Source organism: Pseudomonas lini (assembly GCF_001042905.1).
Taxonomy (GTDB): domain Bacteria; phylum Pseudomonadota; class Gammaproteobacteria; order Pseudomonadales; family Pseudomonadaceae; genus Aquipseudomonas; species Aquipseudomonas lini.
On record NZ_JYLB01000003.1, the window covers coordinates 64,514 to 78,284 of the forward strand.

14 protein-coding genes and 1 pseudogene are annotated in these 13,771 nt (G+C 59.5%); 8 read left to right on the forward strand and 7 right to left on the reverse strand.

Annotation, left to right across the window (positions count from 1 at the left end):
• Positions 1-102: 102 nt before the first annotated feature.
• The 6 genes from TU81_RS08975 to TU81_RS09000 form a co-directional block, all read right to left on the reverse strand.
• Complete coding sequence (locus TU81_RS08975) at positions 103-1,047, reverse strand: Csu type fimbrial protein (protein ID WP_048395302.1); 945 nt, start codon at positions 1,045-1,047, stop codon at positions 103-105.
• Positions 1,048-1,126: 79 nt separating this feature from the next.
• Entirely contained in the window at positions 1,127-3,481 is a 2,355-nt protein-coding gene (locus TU81_RS08980; RefSeq protein WP_048394566.1) for a fimbria/pilus outer membrane usher protein, read from the reverse strand.
• Between the two features lie 286 nt (positions 3,482-3,767).
• Complete coding sequence (locus TU81_RS08985) at positions 3,768-4,556, reverse strand: fimbrial biogenesis chaperone (RefSeq protein WP_038984120.1); 789 nt, start codon at positions 4,554-4,556, stop codon at positions 3,768-3,770.
• Between the two features lie 30 nt (positions 4,557-4,586).
• Positions 4,587-5,066, reverse strand: a complete 480-nt coding sequence (locus TU81_RS08990) for a Csu type fimbrial protein (protein ID WP_231983797.1) — start codon at positions 5,064-5,066, stop codon at positions 4,587-4,589.
• A gap of 213 nt (positions 5,067-5,279) precedes the next feature.
• Positions 5,280-5,771 (reverse strand): Csu type fimbrial protein, encoded by a 492-nt coding sequence (locus TU81_RS08995; RefSeq protein WP_390176081.1) that lies wholly within the window; start codon positions 5,769-5,771, stop codon positions 5,280-5,282.
• 206 nt (positions 5,772-5,977) lie between these two features.
• A complete protein-coding gene (locus TU81_RS09000) occupies positions 5,978-6,475 on the reverse strand; it encodes a Csu type fimbrial protein (RefSeq protein ID WP_038984123.1) in 498 nt (165 codons plus the stop codon).
• Positions 6,476-6,881: 406 nt separating this feature from the next.
• Between TU81_RS09000 and TU81_RS09005 the strand changes: the two genes are divergently transcribed.
• The 3 genes from TU81_RS09005 to TU81_RS09015 all read left to right on the forward strand — a co-directional run bounded on the left by TU81_RS09005 (position 6,882) and on the right by TU81_RS09015 (position 8,949).
• Positions 6,882-7,172: a hypothetical protein gene (locus TU81_RS09005; RefSeq protein WP_038984124.1), complete on the forward strand. Its 291-nt coding sequence runs from the start codon at positions 6,882-6,884 to the stop codon at positions 7,170-7,172.
• A 504-nt stretch (positions 7,173-7,676) separates the two neighbouring features.
• Complete coding sequence (locus TU81_RS09010) at positions 7,677-8,039, forward strand: DUF6124 family protein (RefSeq protein WP_048394573.1); 363 nt, start codon at positions 7,677-7,679, stop codon at positions 8,037-8,039.
• Positions 8,040-8,328: 289 nt separating this feature from the next.
• Positions 8,329-8,949, forward strand: a complete 621-nt coding sequence (locus TU81_RS09015; protein WP_048394574.1) for a LysE family translocator — start codon at positions 8,329-8,331, stop codon at positions 8,947-8,949.
• A gap of 3 nt (positions 8,950-8,952) precedes the next feature.
• Here the strand turns inward: TU81_RS09015 and TU81_RS09020 are convergent, their stop codons facing one another.
• The gene (locus TU81_RS09020; RefSeq protein ID WP_038984127.1) at positions 8,953-9,366 is read right to left on the reverse strand and encodes a VOC family protein; all 414 of its coding nucleotides are present in this window, start codon (positions 9,364-9,366) and stop codon (positions 8,953-8,955) included.
• 126 nt (positions 9,367-9,492) lie between these two features.
• Between TU81_RS09020 and TU81_RS09025 the strand changes: the two genes are divergently transcribed.
• The 5 genes and pseudogenes from TU81_RS09025 (at position 9,493) to TU81_RS09045 (ending at position 13,713) form a co-directional block, all read left to right on the forward strand.
• Positions 9,493-10,575, forward strand: coding sequence for a bifunctional transcriptional activator/DNA repair enzyme AdaA (locus tag TU81_RS09025; protein ID WP_048394577.1), 1,083 nt, complete (start codon positions 9,493-9,495; stop codon positions 10,573-10,575).
• Between the two features lie 48 nt (positions 10,576-10,623).
• The gene (locus TU81_RS09030) at positions 10,624-11,436 is read left to right on the forward strand and encodes an isocitrate lyase/PEP mutase family protein (RefSeq protein WP_048394579.1); all 813 of its coding nucleotides are present in this window, start codon (positions 10,624-10,626) and stop codon (positions 11,434-11,436) included.
• A gap of 74 nt (positions 11,437-11,510) precedes the next feature.
• A pseudogene (locus tag TU81_RS09035) lies at positions 11,511-12,135 on the forward strand (DNA-3-methyladenine glycosylase family protein).
• A gap of 199 nt (positions 12,136-12,334) precedes the next feature.
• Entirely contained in the window at positions 12,335-12,823 is a 489-nt protein-coding gene (locus TU81_RS09040) for a GFA family protein (protein WP_048394581.1), read from the forward strand.
• A gap of 101 nt (positions 12,824-12,924) precedes the next feature.
• A complete protein-coding gene (locus TU81_RS09045; protein WP_048394582.1) occupies positions 12,925-13,713 on the forward strand; it encodes a MipA/OmpV family protein in 789 nt (262 codons plus the stop codon).
• Positions 13,714-13,771: the final 58 nt, after the last annotated feature.

Below are 13,771 nucleotides of genomic sequence, written 5' to 3' on the forward strand. Positions count from 1 at the left end.
TTCACTGCAACCTTTCCTCGCACTTTAAATTAGACTGGATTGACGTTCACTGAGCCCGGCGCCAGCTGCTGCGACGGTCGCAATCCTGTATTCAGGTTCTTTCTAAAAACCCACATCCAGTACCACACTGTCCAGATAGGTTCCCGGTGGGGGCGTGCTCTGGTCGGTGTAGATTTTGGCGTTGTAGTTGAATATCTGGCTGCCGGTTCCCAGGCCGTTGCCGGGGTTGACCTCGGCATCGGAACTGGCGCGGCGGGCCGTGCTGACGCTGCCCCAACGAGTGGTTCCGGCGCTTTTTAAGAGGTCGTAAGCGAGGTAATTGCTGCCCGAGATCATCCGCCTGCGCCCGCCCACGCCAACAGCATGCTGACCATCGTCCAGCCCCACCGTGTAGGCACTGCCCTTGGTGCAGGCCAGGTTGATCGTCTGGCCAGTGACGGTGGCGAAGGAACTGATTACCGAGGCGCTGCCAAAGCTGATGTTCGGCGCAGTGATCGTGCAATCGTTGTCCACGGTCATATTGACAGTCAGACTGGTGGAACCGCTGTTGATGTCTCGCCCCTGACAACTGCCGCCACCATAGTCATGGCAATAATCCCAGCTCCAGAAAATGTTCAGGGTTTCAGAGTAAATCCCGGCAGCCACGTTGCTGCCGATAATCGTATTCAGGTAGATCGGCACGGCCTTGGCAACCGCTGGATTGGAAAGCAGGTCGAGGTCATCGATGATCGAGTGTCGGGCGAAGTCGAACGCTACGCCGCGAGTGATTGGATAGCTGGTGCTGTTGTTGGCAAACAGCGTGTAACCAATCACATCACCGGTTGGCCCGACCGCCCCTGCGGTTGCCGACGTAATGGTGGCGTAAAAATGATCATCGCTGGCCAACGACGATGCCAACGAACCGGTGCAACTCAAACCGGCATGGGTGGTGGAACTGGTTTGCAAAGTGGTACGCACCGCGATCGAACTCATCGAGCCAAAGCCGGCCGGTGAAGTGCTGACCACCTCGCACAAGGCATAAGCCTGACATGGCAGAAAAATCGCCATCAGCCCAACCGCGTTACCTGGCCATCGATCAGAAAACTGCACAGCCCATCTCCCTGCTCTGTTCATTTCATTGGCGTTTTCATTGACACAGCAGCGGTCCGATCAACGGCACCTGGTCCTGCTGCATGTCCAGCGTGAACTGCGCCTGGCAGGTTCGGCCATCGGCCAGGGTCACGTGCAAACCGTTGTGCTCTTCCAGATTTTCCAGATAGACCAGCCCGTCCCAACCGACCACCGCATACGCCCCGCTCTGCTCGTGTCGCACGCGGCTGCCCAAGGGCAATTCGTGTTGCTGCGCATCCATCAGTACAACACTCGCGGCAATGATCCGGCTCAGAGGAAACTCCAGCAGGTAACCACTGCCACGGCGCACCGAGACCCGTTGTTCGACATTCGAGCTCTGCACATTGGTTGGCAGGTTCAGTGGATCGATTTCATATTTGCCGCGATAGTAGGCGCTGCTCCACGGCACCAGCAGATGGCCATTTTTATCCGTCTGGCCCACCCGTTGATTCTCGTAACGCACCGGAATATCGGCAAATCCGCCGGTGCTGACCACGACGAAGGCATCATCGATACGATTGGCGACGAACACTTGGTGGTCCATCCACACCAGCGAACCGCTGGCATCGGCCCAGCGGGTTTCGGCATCACTGCTGCCATAAACCCCGGCCTGCAATTGCACCGATTGCAGGCGCCAGGTCAGGTCGGCCTGACGATAATCCGGGCCTTCGTCGTGGGCATAACCGAGGTTGAAGCCTACGCCGCCTGCGCTGGGCACAGCGCGACTGTAATTGATGCGCTGGCGGCTTTCGCCGGTCTTGCTGCGCTCGCCACTCACACTCAGGGTGCCACGCAGGTCGAAGGGGATGATCAGTTGCGCCTGCATCGCCCAGTCGCTATCGCCGATCTCGCGATTGGCCGACAAGTAAAAACTGGTATTGCGCCACAGTGGCTTGCTCCAGGTCAGATTGAGTAACCGGGTGCGCGAATCATCCGCCGCCCGCACATCGAAATAGCCCGCGCCGAGGCTGCCCCAGCCGTTGAGACTGACGCTCAGGGTCAACTGCTCGCTACGCTGGCTGAGGCTGAGATAGGGGCTGTCGACAACGGTCAGGTCAGCGTACTGGTCGCGGCGCTGCATACGCTGATAAGAAACGCTGTAGTGCTGGCTGCTGTATTGATAACCGAGGCTGACTTGCTGACCGCTATTGCCATCGAACCGGCTTTGACTGACCGCCGTGTTGAGCACGCCGAAGTTGCCCAGGCGCAGGTTGCCGCCAACGCCGCCAAGGGACAGCGCGTCCGAGGCCTCGGCATGGCTTTCGAGGGTCAGACTGTCGTTCAGACCGTAACGCAGGCTGCCGGAGGTCACGCCCGGACCGTAACCGAAATCGCGAATTCCGAAGTCACGGCGCAGGGTACCGGCGGCCACCGAGAAGTCCATCAGGCCTTTTTGCAGCAGGTTGCTGGTGACATAAAACGGCACGGTGGTCGAGACCTGTCGACCGAGGGCATCGGTCGTGACCACCACCGCTTCACCGGCCCCGTTGATGAACGGAATGTTGGTCAACGTGTAGGGACCGGGTTGCAACTCGGCGCTGCTGGATTTGTAGCCGTTGATGAACAAATCCACCGAGGATGGCACCGCCGCCTCTCCGGCGAACTGCGGCAACGGGTAGGTCACCAGGTCCGGGCGCACACCGAAGTCGCGCGACACTTGCACACCGCCCAGGCGAACCGAACTGCTCCAGGGCAAGGCGCCGCTGATCAGGTCGCCCGCCTCATAGGTCAGCAGACGTTCGTCATCGGAGTAACGCCAGGTGGTGTCGTAACGCCGATATCCATTGTTCAATGTGCCGTTGCTGATTCCGGAAATCGTGCGCCGGTATTGCCCGGTGTTGGACAGCGTGCCCCAACTGTCGAATAGCCGCACCTCGTTCCAGGCCGCGAGGTAGGTGCCGCTGTCATCGGTGTCGTTGAGGTACAGGTCGTAATTGAGCAAGGCGCCGAAACTGCTCAACGCCGAGGTACGCGGGTAGGCCTGGCTACCGACAAGCTGCTCCGGCAACCAGCCTGGCGGGACGTTCAACAACAGCCGCTGCCCCTGGCTGTCATAGTCGCTATGCAGGCCTGGCAGACTGTCGAGGGCGATCTCGGCGCTGAGGTCTTGCGGCAACTTCATACCGGTTTCGCGCAATACCGCGACCGGTACAAAGAGGCGTCCGCCGCGCTGCTCCACCGCTATCACACGCCCGGTGTTCATTTGGTTGACTACCAGTTCCAGAAACAATTGCGCGTCGACAATCGCCTCCACGCCGCTGGGGGCTGGCGGCAGGTCTCCCGCCAGGCCGTGGTGGACAAATACCAGACAGCACAGGCCAATCGCGGCCCACAGCGGACGCTTGATACTGTGAGCCCGATCCTGGCTCATCGCCGCTTTACGTCCGTCAATGGACATTTCCTTACTGTTGCGAGCGGGCTTGACCTGATGTCCATCAGCTGTGGCGATCAAGAGGCGCGCACAACACTTGTGGCGAGGGGGCTTGCCCCCGTTGGGTCGCGGAGCGGCCCTAAAATCGGTGACATCATTTTGTCAGGTAGAACGCATCTGCAGATTTTACGACTGCTTCGCAGCCGAACGGGGGCAAGCCCCCTCGCCACAGCGGCCCTCTCACCACAACAAGCTCCCTCGCCACACTGTTTCCATCGCCAGGCTGTCAACGCCCCGGCGCAATGCTCTGAGCTTGCGGCGCGCCATTGACCCGTACTTGCAATACTTGATCCGCGGTGATCGGTTCCGGTGTCGGCCAACGCATGATCGCTCCCGGCAACACATAACCGAGCAATCCCTCAACCAGTAGCCGTGTCTGACCGCCCTGCTTGAACGCGACATCGGTCAGCCGGGCATGCACCGCGCCCTGATTGCGTACTTCCATGTAGGAACGCCCATCGACCGCCACTTTACGCCAACTCAGATCAGGCACGCCGACGCCCTTGGGGTCGCGTTTACGGGTCATGTCTTCCTTGCTCCACAGACCGGCGCCATAGGCAAACAGCGGCACCGAGTAACGCATCTGAAACCGAATGGCGGCAGCGGTTTTTCCGTCTTCAGCCGCCACAGGTCTGGCCGAGGGGATCTCATCGATAATGATGCGATAGGCCAACTCCTGCCCCGGCGGTATATCGCGGGTACGGGTCAGGCGCACGAGTTGCTTCTGCCCGGGTTCGATCTTCGCTACCGGCGGGCTGCCAATGACATCGCGCTGGTTCTGATACTGATCGCTGAAACCACTCTGGCTCCAGGCAAACACCCGGATCTGTAGATTCGCCGTCTCGTTGCCGCGATTTTCCAGCCACAGCGCACTCGCCTGCTGATCAGCCTCCAGCACCGGATCGATCGGCCAGATCAGCACCGAACTGGCCGCCTGCACCTTGACCGCGCCCAGCAAGACCATCGCCAGCACAGCGCAACGCGCGGCCGGTGACCTGCGGGAAGGTGAACACATATGCCTACTCCTTATGCTCGAACTACCGAGCTACCACGACAGCTGCACCTGCAGCACATCGCTATAAATCCCCCCGGGCTGATTACCCGGTAACTGCACTTGTCCGTAAATAGGTAATCTGATGTCGTTCGCATCGCTGTAGGCCACGGCCACGTTCTGCCCGATGCCCAAGCGCTCACTGAACGCCGCGTCGCTGAACAACTGATAGGCCACTCGGGCACTGCCGCCATCGAGCTGCAAGTGCCGTCCGTTGCTGTTGTACTGGCCGCCATCGATGCTCATGCTCAGGGTCACGCCCGGCGTGCATTGCAACTGCACGCCGCCGCTCAATTGCACTTGCACGGTATTGGTCGCCAGCGCCGATTGAGAGCCGAAATCGAGGTTGCCGTAATTGGAATTCCCGCCCATCACCAGACATGTCGCTGTCACTGTCGCGCTGACCTGAAAACTCTGACTGGTCACCGCCGACAGCGGCAGTGGCAAACCGGTCGCGCAGATCAGAATTGGCACGGCAGAACGGCATCGCACTAGAAGATCAATTCAATGGCGACAGAGTCGGCGTACAGGTCGTAAGGCACCAGAACGAGAAAATCCAATCCTTGGTGCAGCATGTGCATGATGTCCATCCTCTGAGTTTTACCAATCCAGCGTGATCGTCAGGCTGTCGGTATAGACCCCCGCCACGATCGCGCGAGTATTCGCCATCGCCATGTCAATGCCTTGTTACCAGCTCACGGTCACTTTCAAGAGGTCGGAATAACGGCTGACGCGGGGAATCTCGGCCAGTCGTTCGATACGGGCATACAGAGGCAAATCCACCGTACCTGAATCCGGCACCCGTCCGCTCAAGAGCACATTCACCGGCAGCGGAATCTGCCGTGCAGCGTCTTGATAGAGGCGATAAGGAATGGGTTTGCTGCGCTCTGCGCTGGCCGCCAGATAGCGGACCTCGCCTACGCCACCATGCAGGCCGCCGTCGACTTGTAATTGGTAAGGGGTATCGGGATTGCATTCCAGGCGTGGCACACGTGCGTCAAGCAGTGCTGCACTCAATGCCCCAGCCGGATCGTCCAGGCGGGCGGTGGTGCCGAAGTCGAGGACGCCCAATTGCTCGACACCCGCCTCGCGCTGTTGGCCAACCAACTGACAACCGCGCTGCACATTGACCCGGACCTCAACCTGAAGCTGTGCGGCCAATACAGTTGCACTGAACATCGTGCTCAAGACCGCTAAAACCCCAAGCCCATTCAAATTCCCATTCCCTTTAAGGGGTTATTCGCAGGCTGAGGTTAGCATCCAAGGGGGAAACAACCAGTCAAGGTGGCATTTAACACGTCAAATCCGCACCTTTGCGACGAAGGGGCACATTTCGCCGATAGGCTTTCTGGGGAAAGAAGCAGGCTTGACCACAGCTTTGAAGGTCAGAAGGTGACGGTAGCCGTCATTGTGTCGGCATACGTGCCCGGTGGACTAAGCTGCCCCGCCACTATCCGTCCATAGACCGGGATCACCTGGGCGGAGCCACTGCCGGTTCCGGTTATGAGGCCAGTGCCGCCGGTGTCACCCCAATTGATCGCCCGCGTGACGTCCGAGTACAGCGCATAGAACAGGATACCTGCGGGAGTGCCGGACATCTGCCGGGCTGTCGCGGTCCCGCCGCTCGTCCCGGCGCCGAGGCCGACACTGTAGGCCGTCGTGTTGGTGCAGTTGACCGAGAGGCTGGATTCGGCATCGGCTTGCACGCCTGTATAGGCGCCGAAGGCCAAGGGAGAAGCCGTGATCCCGCAACCGGCCACGATGCTCGCGGAGACGGCGAACGTTGCGGTGGCGGTGGCAGAAATGGCCTGAGTGGGCAGTAGGCTGAGTGCGAAAATCCCCAGGATGCTGACACCGGCAAGAACGCCCCTATTGCGCCGCATCCGAGTCTCCTTGCCTACCAGAGTATCGCTACCATCCCAACGGGGATGTGAGGAGGATTGCGTGCAATGCAAGAACGTCATGGCGATAACTCCCTGTAGTACTTAGGGAACGGTCAGGTTTTTTCAGTACCCTGAAAGAACCTGACCGTCCAGCCTGGAATCCGAAGTCTAGTCCACATCTGAACCTCACACGTGCGTTTCGGGCAATACCTGCGGAGATAGACACATGTTGAACGGGCGAACGCAGGTTCGCTTTCGACCTAAAGTGGCCGGTGGTCGTTGCATTTCGCTCGCCGCCGGGCGTTTGGCTAAGCTGAATGAATCGGGACGAACTGAAACCTGAGTGATAGCGGCCATTAGCGGATCTGGATTGGCATCAAGACGGTAACTCCTAAAGGAGACGACCATGTATGCGGTTATAAGAACCTACCTGGGTGCTGGAGCAAAGCAGCTTTTCGATCTTTTGGAACAGCGCAAGGCCGACGTCGAAGCGACCCTGCGGACAGTGCCTGGCCTGGTAAGTTACACACTGCTGAATACGGGTGATGGCGGTACGGCGGTGACTGTTTGCACGGACAAGGCTGGCAGCGATGCGAGCTTGAAAGTTGCGCGCGACTGGATTCAGAAAAACGCATCGAATATCCAAGCGAACCCGCCGATCGTGACGGAAGGTCCGGTCATTGTGCAGATCAAATAGCGCGTCTTTTATCCCAACCTGAATGACGAAGGAGATCCCCTGTAGGAGCTGCCGAAGGCTGCGATCTTTTGATCTTGATCTTCACCCGGACCGCTGAAAATCAAGATCAAAAGATCGCAGCCTTCGGCAGCTCCTACGGGGGGATTTTGGGTGTTTAGGGGAACTTGTTTAATATGGCTGCGCGTTACTTCCTGAAAGCTACAGCGTCTTGCGTCATTGCCTACGACTACGCCAGAATCCGCCGGCTTGTGCGCTTTGGCCCTGGCCTCTATCGTTTCCCTGCCACTGCCTATCAGTGGTCGGGTTTAGTCGCTCGGTGGTAATTGAAGTTGCACAGGTCTCCGTCAGACAGGTATTTCCTACCTGTACTTGATGGTGGCTGTGCGCAGGGCACCTTCGGGTGCGCCGGCTTCTTCAGTTCCCCGGTCGACTAACCTGCGTACAGCCGCCACCCCCTCGTTTAGTCGCGATGAGGTGTCAGCATTACTTAAGGAACTGAAGATTATGTTCAAGATCACACCTAATCCACCGGAAACCGACGACGACGTTTCCCCCTACGAATCCATCGACTCAAAAAAGCTCCACGACGCGGCTGAACGCGCGCTCGATCATTACCTCAAGCCCCCCAAAGAACCTACTGCTGCCCGTAAACCCAGCAGAATGTTCATCGTCGCCCCCGACATGGATACCGAAAGTTTGCTGGCCCATGCCTGCGAATCACTGGCATCAGCCAGTGTCATGCTCAGTGATTTTGCAAACCTTCTGGAAAACCCGCATCGCAACACCATGCTGGGGATTCAGCAGAACATCATGCTGGGCGAGCTGGCGGTGAACCGGGCGCTGGACAATATCGATCCGCAGAATTAGTCGCTTAGTCCGTTGAAAAAACGGCCTTAACCAAGCAATGCCAGTCAGCTAAGGCGCAGAACCTGTGGGAGCGGGCTTGCTCGCGAAGAGGGAGTATCTGCCAACATTAATGTTGCCTGACACACCGCTTTCGCGAGCAAGCCCGCTCCCACATGGATTGCGCTAACCGACTGGCATTTGTCTTGACCAACCCGGCACAAGTGTACGGCGATTTGCGTCCATCGCTGTATGGGCCGGCCCACTCGTCACTCATGATAAAAATATGTCTCTCGTTACTGGAGACGTCGTCATGGACCTCGCCACCCTCACCCTGTTTCTCCCGGCCTGCTTCGCCCTGAACATGGCCCCCGGCCCGAACAATCTGCTGTCGGTCAGCAACGCCACCCGCTATGGCTATCGTCGCGCCTGTGTGGCCGGCGTCGGTCGCTTGCTGGCGTTTGCCGGGATGATCGCCCTGGCCGCCGCCGGGTTGTCGGTGTTGCTGCAAACCTCGGAATGGCTGTTCTATGCGATAAAGATCATCGGCGCGGCTTACTTGTTGTACCTGGCGTGGCAACTGTGGCGTGCCAATCCGGAGACCGAGCAGCTTGTGACCGGCGCGCCGATTGGCATTGTCGCTCTGGCGCGGCAGGAGTTTCTGGTGGCGGCGGGCAATCCCAAGGCTATCTTGCTATTCACCGCATTCCTGCCGCAGTTCGTCGACCCGACTCGACCAATTGCTGCGCAATTCGTCGTGCTCGGCGCGTTGTTTCTGCTGCTGGAGTGGATCGCCATCAGCGCCTACGCCTACATGGGCCTGCACATGCGCCGCTGGTTCGCCGAACCACGGGGCAAGCGGATTTTCAACCGTTGCTGCGCGGGATTGTTGTCGGCAGCGGCTTCGGTGCTGTTGATGGCGAAACGGGCGTGATCTTTACCCTTGGGACGGCCCTTTCAGTTCGACCTGATTGCCGTCCGGATCAAAGCAATAGATCGACAACCCTTTACCTTCAGCGCCGAAACGCACGGCGGCTTTCTCGGGCGTCAGGCCGAAGGACTGCAAGTGACTGACCAGCGCTTGTTCGTCGAACGGTTCGATGCGCAGGCAGAAGTGATCGACGTTGCGCCGTTCGTGGCCAGCGGCAGCACCGCCCTTGCGGCCGAGTTCGCCCTGGATGTCGACGAGGTCGATCATCGAGGTGCCCGCACGCAAATGCACCATGCCCAGGTCGTCACGGCGCTTGACCAGTTCGGCGCCGAATACCTCTCCGTAAAAAGTGATGCTTCGTTCGAGATCCTTGACGCGCAGGACGATGTGATCGATGTGTTTGATCGTGAACGGTTGCATTAGGATGATTCCTGAAAATATCGTTTACAGGATTATCGGTGACCCGATGACTGTAGCTCAGGGCTACAAAAATTCACTGTCGATTTTCCGGTGGAGGCGCCGGGCAACGCGGCATATGCTCAGCCCATGAACCTACAAAACGCTGTGCTTCCGCCCCACGCCGAGATGGTTCGCGCCATGCTCGAACGCGACACCGCCTACGAGGGGGTGTTCTTTACCGCGGTCAAAACCACTGGCATTTTCTGCCGCCCCGGCTGCACGGCGCGCAAACCGAAGCCGGAAAATGTCGAGTTCTTCGCTCATGCCGATGAGGCGATGTCGGCGGGCTATCGCGCCTGCCTGCGTTGCAAGCCGCTGGACGCCGCGGCCATCGCGCCAGACTGGGTGCAGCGACTGCTCAAATCAGTGGACGCCGACCCTGACCTGCGCTGGACTGATGCCCAGTTGCTCGCCGAGGGCATCGAGCCGCTGAAACTGCGCCGCTGGTTCAAGCAACATTTCGGCATGACCTTTCACGCCTGGCTGCGCAGCCGACGCCTGGGCATCGCCCTCGGTGGCATCAAACAAGGCGGATCCATCGACAACGCTGCGTTCGACTCCGGCTATGAATCCCTGAGCGGCTTTCGCGATGCGTTTCAAAAATCGTTCCACATCACACCCGGCCGCGTCGCCCACAGCGAGCCACTGCTGTTCACTCGACTGACCACACCGCTGGGGCCGATGATCGCCATGGCCGAACAGCGAGGGCTGGTGCTGCTGGAGTTTCTCGATCGACCGGCACTGACCAAGGAAATCGAAGAACTGCAAAACCGTTATGGCTACGCCGTGGCCCCCGGTCACAACGGGCATTTGCAACAGATCGAAGAAGAGCTGGCGCAATACTTCGCCGGCAAACGGACCGAATTCAACGTGCCACTGCACCTGCCCGGCAGCGCTTTCGCCCGACAAGTGTGGGCTGAACTGATGAAAATCCCCTACGGCCAGACCACTACTTATGGCGCGATCGCCGCGCTACTGGGCAAGTCCGGCGCCAGTCGCGCCGTGGGCCTGGCCAACGGACAAAACCGCTTGGCGATTATCCTGCCCTGTCACCGGGTGATCGGTGCAGACGGCTCATTGACCGGCTATGGTGGAGGACAACCGCGCAAGGCGTTTCTGCTCAGGCTGGAAAGCGCTGCGGTGCAAATCACTCAACAACTCGCGTTCTGATTAATCCACCGTTTATTCAAAAAAAAGAATCATAAGGAAGGACATTCGATGGACACACTCGACAACCAATTCCATCAACTGCACCAGAGCGGCCTGCTGATTCTGACCAACGTCGCCGATGCCACCGGGGCGCGATTGGTGGAACAGCTGGGCAGCAAGGCCGTCGCCACCAGCAGCGCGGCGGTGGCTTGGGTTCACGGTTACCCGGATGGCAACACCCTGCCACTTGAACGCCTCGTTTCCACCGTCGAATCCATCGCCCGGGTTATCACGGTGCCGTTGACCGTGGACATTGAGGCCGGTTATTCCGATGACCTGGGGCGGGTTGCGGAAGTGATCGACGCTGTCATCGCCACCGGTGCCGTGGGGATCAATATCGAGGACGGTGCTTCGCCGCCCGAGCTGCTGGCGCGCAAGATCGAAATCGCTCGCCAGGTCGCCGATCGCCGGGACGTGAAGCTGTTTATCAACGCTCGCACCGACGTGTACCTCAGGGGCCTGGTGCCGGCCGAAGATCGCGTGGCAGAGACACTCAAGCGTGCCGCGTTGTATCAGGCCGCCGGTGCCGACGGGCTGTTCGCGGCTGGCGTCACGGCGGCGTATGAGATCGAAGCGCTGTGCCGTGGCACGACGCTGCCGGTGAACGTGCTCGGTTTCGCGGGCCTGCCTTCGCCTGAAGAACTGCAAGCCCTCGGCGTGCGCCGTTTGAGCGCCGGCTCGAGCATCGCCGAATTCCTCTACGGCGCCATGGCGTCGGTGGCGAAAAGCTTTCTGGAAACCGGAAAACTCGATAGCAGCGACCTCAAGCCCTTCACGTATGGCCAAGTGAACGCGCTGCTGGCCCCCACCGGCAAAGTTTGACCGCAAGCAATGGAGTGCGGCGCTGCGGGGTGAGGTCTAATCTTCCCGCAGTCACCCGCGCTTCAGGATGCTCCATGCCCGACACCTATCAACTGGCCAGCGAATTCCTCTCGGCCCTGGATGCCGACTGGCAACGCCACATCAGTGCCATCGGCCCCTGCCTGCATCAGCCCCATGCAGCTCGCGATCCTTATGAGTCGCTGGTGCGGGCGATTGCCTATCAGCAACTGCATGCAAAGGCTGGCGATGCGATTGTCGGCCGGCTGCTGGCGCTGTTTCCGGCGAGCACCTTCCCAAGACCCGAGCAGATTCTGGCGACAGACTTCGAACAGATGCGCGGTTGCGGATTTTCCGCCAGCAAGATCGCGACCATTCAAGGCATCGCTCAAGCGGCTCTGGACGGCGTGGTGCCGGATTACGCCACGGCCCTGGCGATGGACGATGAAGCGTTGATCGAACGCTTGATTACCTTGCGCGGGGTGGGTCGCTGGACGGTGGACGGTGGAAATGCTGCTGATCTACAGCCTGGAGCGGCCGGACATTTTGCCGGCCGATGACTTTGGGGTGCGCGAAGGTTATCGGCGGCTAAAGGGGTTGGAGGTACAGCCGACGCGTAAGCAGATGATTGAAATCGGGTTGGCGTGGCACCCTTATCGGACGGTGGCGGCGTGGTATTTGTGGCGGGTGCCCAGCCGGTAGACCGCGTTATCGTTCTTCGCGAGCAAGCCCGCTCCCACATTAGATATTCAGTGAGCACGGATTTTGTGTACGACAACGATCAAGTGTGGGAGCGGGCTTGCTCGCGAAGAGGCCCGCACATCCAGCACAAATTCAACTACCCGGAAACCCTGACGGTCTAGGCTGTCTTGAGTCATCCCAAGACCCGTCGGAGGTTCCCATGCAGCTCGAAGGCTCCTGCCATTGCGGCGCAGTGTCGTTCAGCCTGACCAGCGCCCACCCCTACCCTTATCAACGCTGCTATTGCTCGATCTGTCGCAAGACTCAGGGCGGTGGCGGTTATGCGATCAACATCGCTGGCGATGCCGCCACCCTCAAGGTACGCGGTCGCAAGCACATCTCGATTTACCATGCGCGGCTCAAGGAAGAAAGCGACAAACGTGCCCACCGCAGCACCGCCGAGCGGCATTTCTGCTCCGTTTGCGGCTCGGGATTATGGGTGTTCAGTCCTGAATGGCCAGACCTTGTTCACCCATTCGCCTCGGTCATCGACACGGCGCTGCCGGTGCCACCCGAGTACACGCACGTGATGCTCGGTTCGAAAGCATCATGGGTGCAAGTCCAGACGCAGCCCGCTGATCGACAGTGTGATGTCTGGCCTGAAGAATCCATCGCCCAATGGCATGAGCGCCTGGGTTTGAGCCGCTAAGGCCGTTCACAGTCTTTGACAGTTTCCCGACAAAGCTGTCAAAGATTGCTGGCCGGCACCCGCCTAGCATGGGCGCATCCAACCTCCCTTCGGGTGCTCCCATGTTCCGTTCGTTGTGTCTGCCGTTGACTTCATGCTGCCTGCTCATCTCTTCCGACTCATTGCACGCCGAAGACTGGCGCTACAGCCTGCGAGCCGGTGCCGCCAGCGTGCCGCGTTACAGCGGCAGTGATGAGCGCGTAGTCGCGCCGTTGTTGGGGGCAGAGATCATCAGCCCTTATGGCTTTTTTCTCGATACCCAAAAGGGTCTGGGCTGGGCGTTTGATGAAGACGATTTCGGCCTGAGCGTATACATCGGCGCCAGTGATGTGCGCAAGGATCGCAAGAGCGGGTTCAAAGGCTCGGATGAGCTCGACGGCATGGGCTCGATCAAGTCGCGCCCGCTGCTGGGGCTGGACGGAACCTACAACATGGGGCCGATCATCCTCGGCGCGACCTTCGAACATGCGCTGGAAAAAGACGATGACGATCACGACACCAGCGCGGCCTGGTACCGGCTGAAGCTGAGCATCAGCGCACCGTTTTATGAGGGCGACTACGGCAAGCTTGTGGGCAGCCTCAACAGTCAGTTCGGCGACAGCAATTACGTGCGCACCTGGTATGGCGTCAGCGCGGCTCAGGCCTCACGCAGTCAGTTCCGGGCTCATGACACTCATGGCGGGCTGTTCAGTCGCGGGGCTGATTTGACGTGGTCATTGCCGATCGATGATCAGTGGAGCGTTTCGACGGTGCTGGCCGTGCAGTACCTGGCCAATGATGCGGCGGACAGCCCGATTGTGGAGCGGCGGATGCAGACGTCGTTGGCTGGGCAGGCGGTTTATGCCTTTTGAGAGGGGGTGTTGTTAATGGCCCCTTCGCGGGCAAGCCTCGCTCCCACGGAAGATTTGT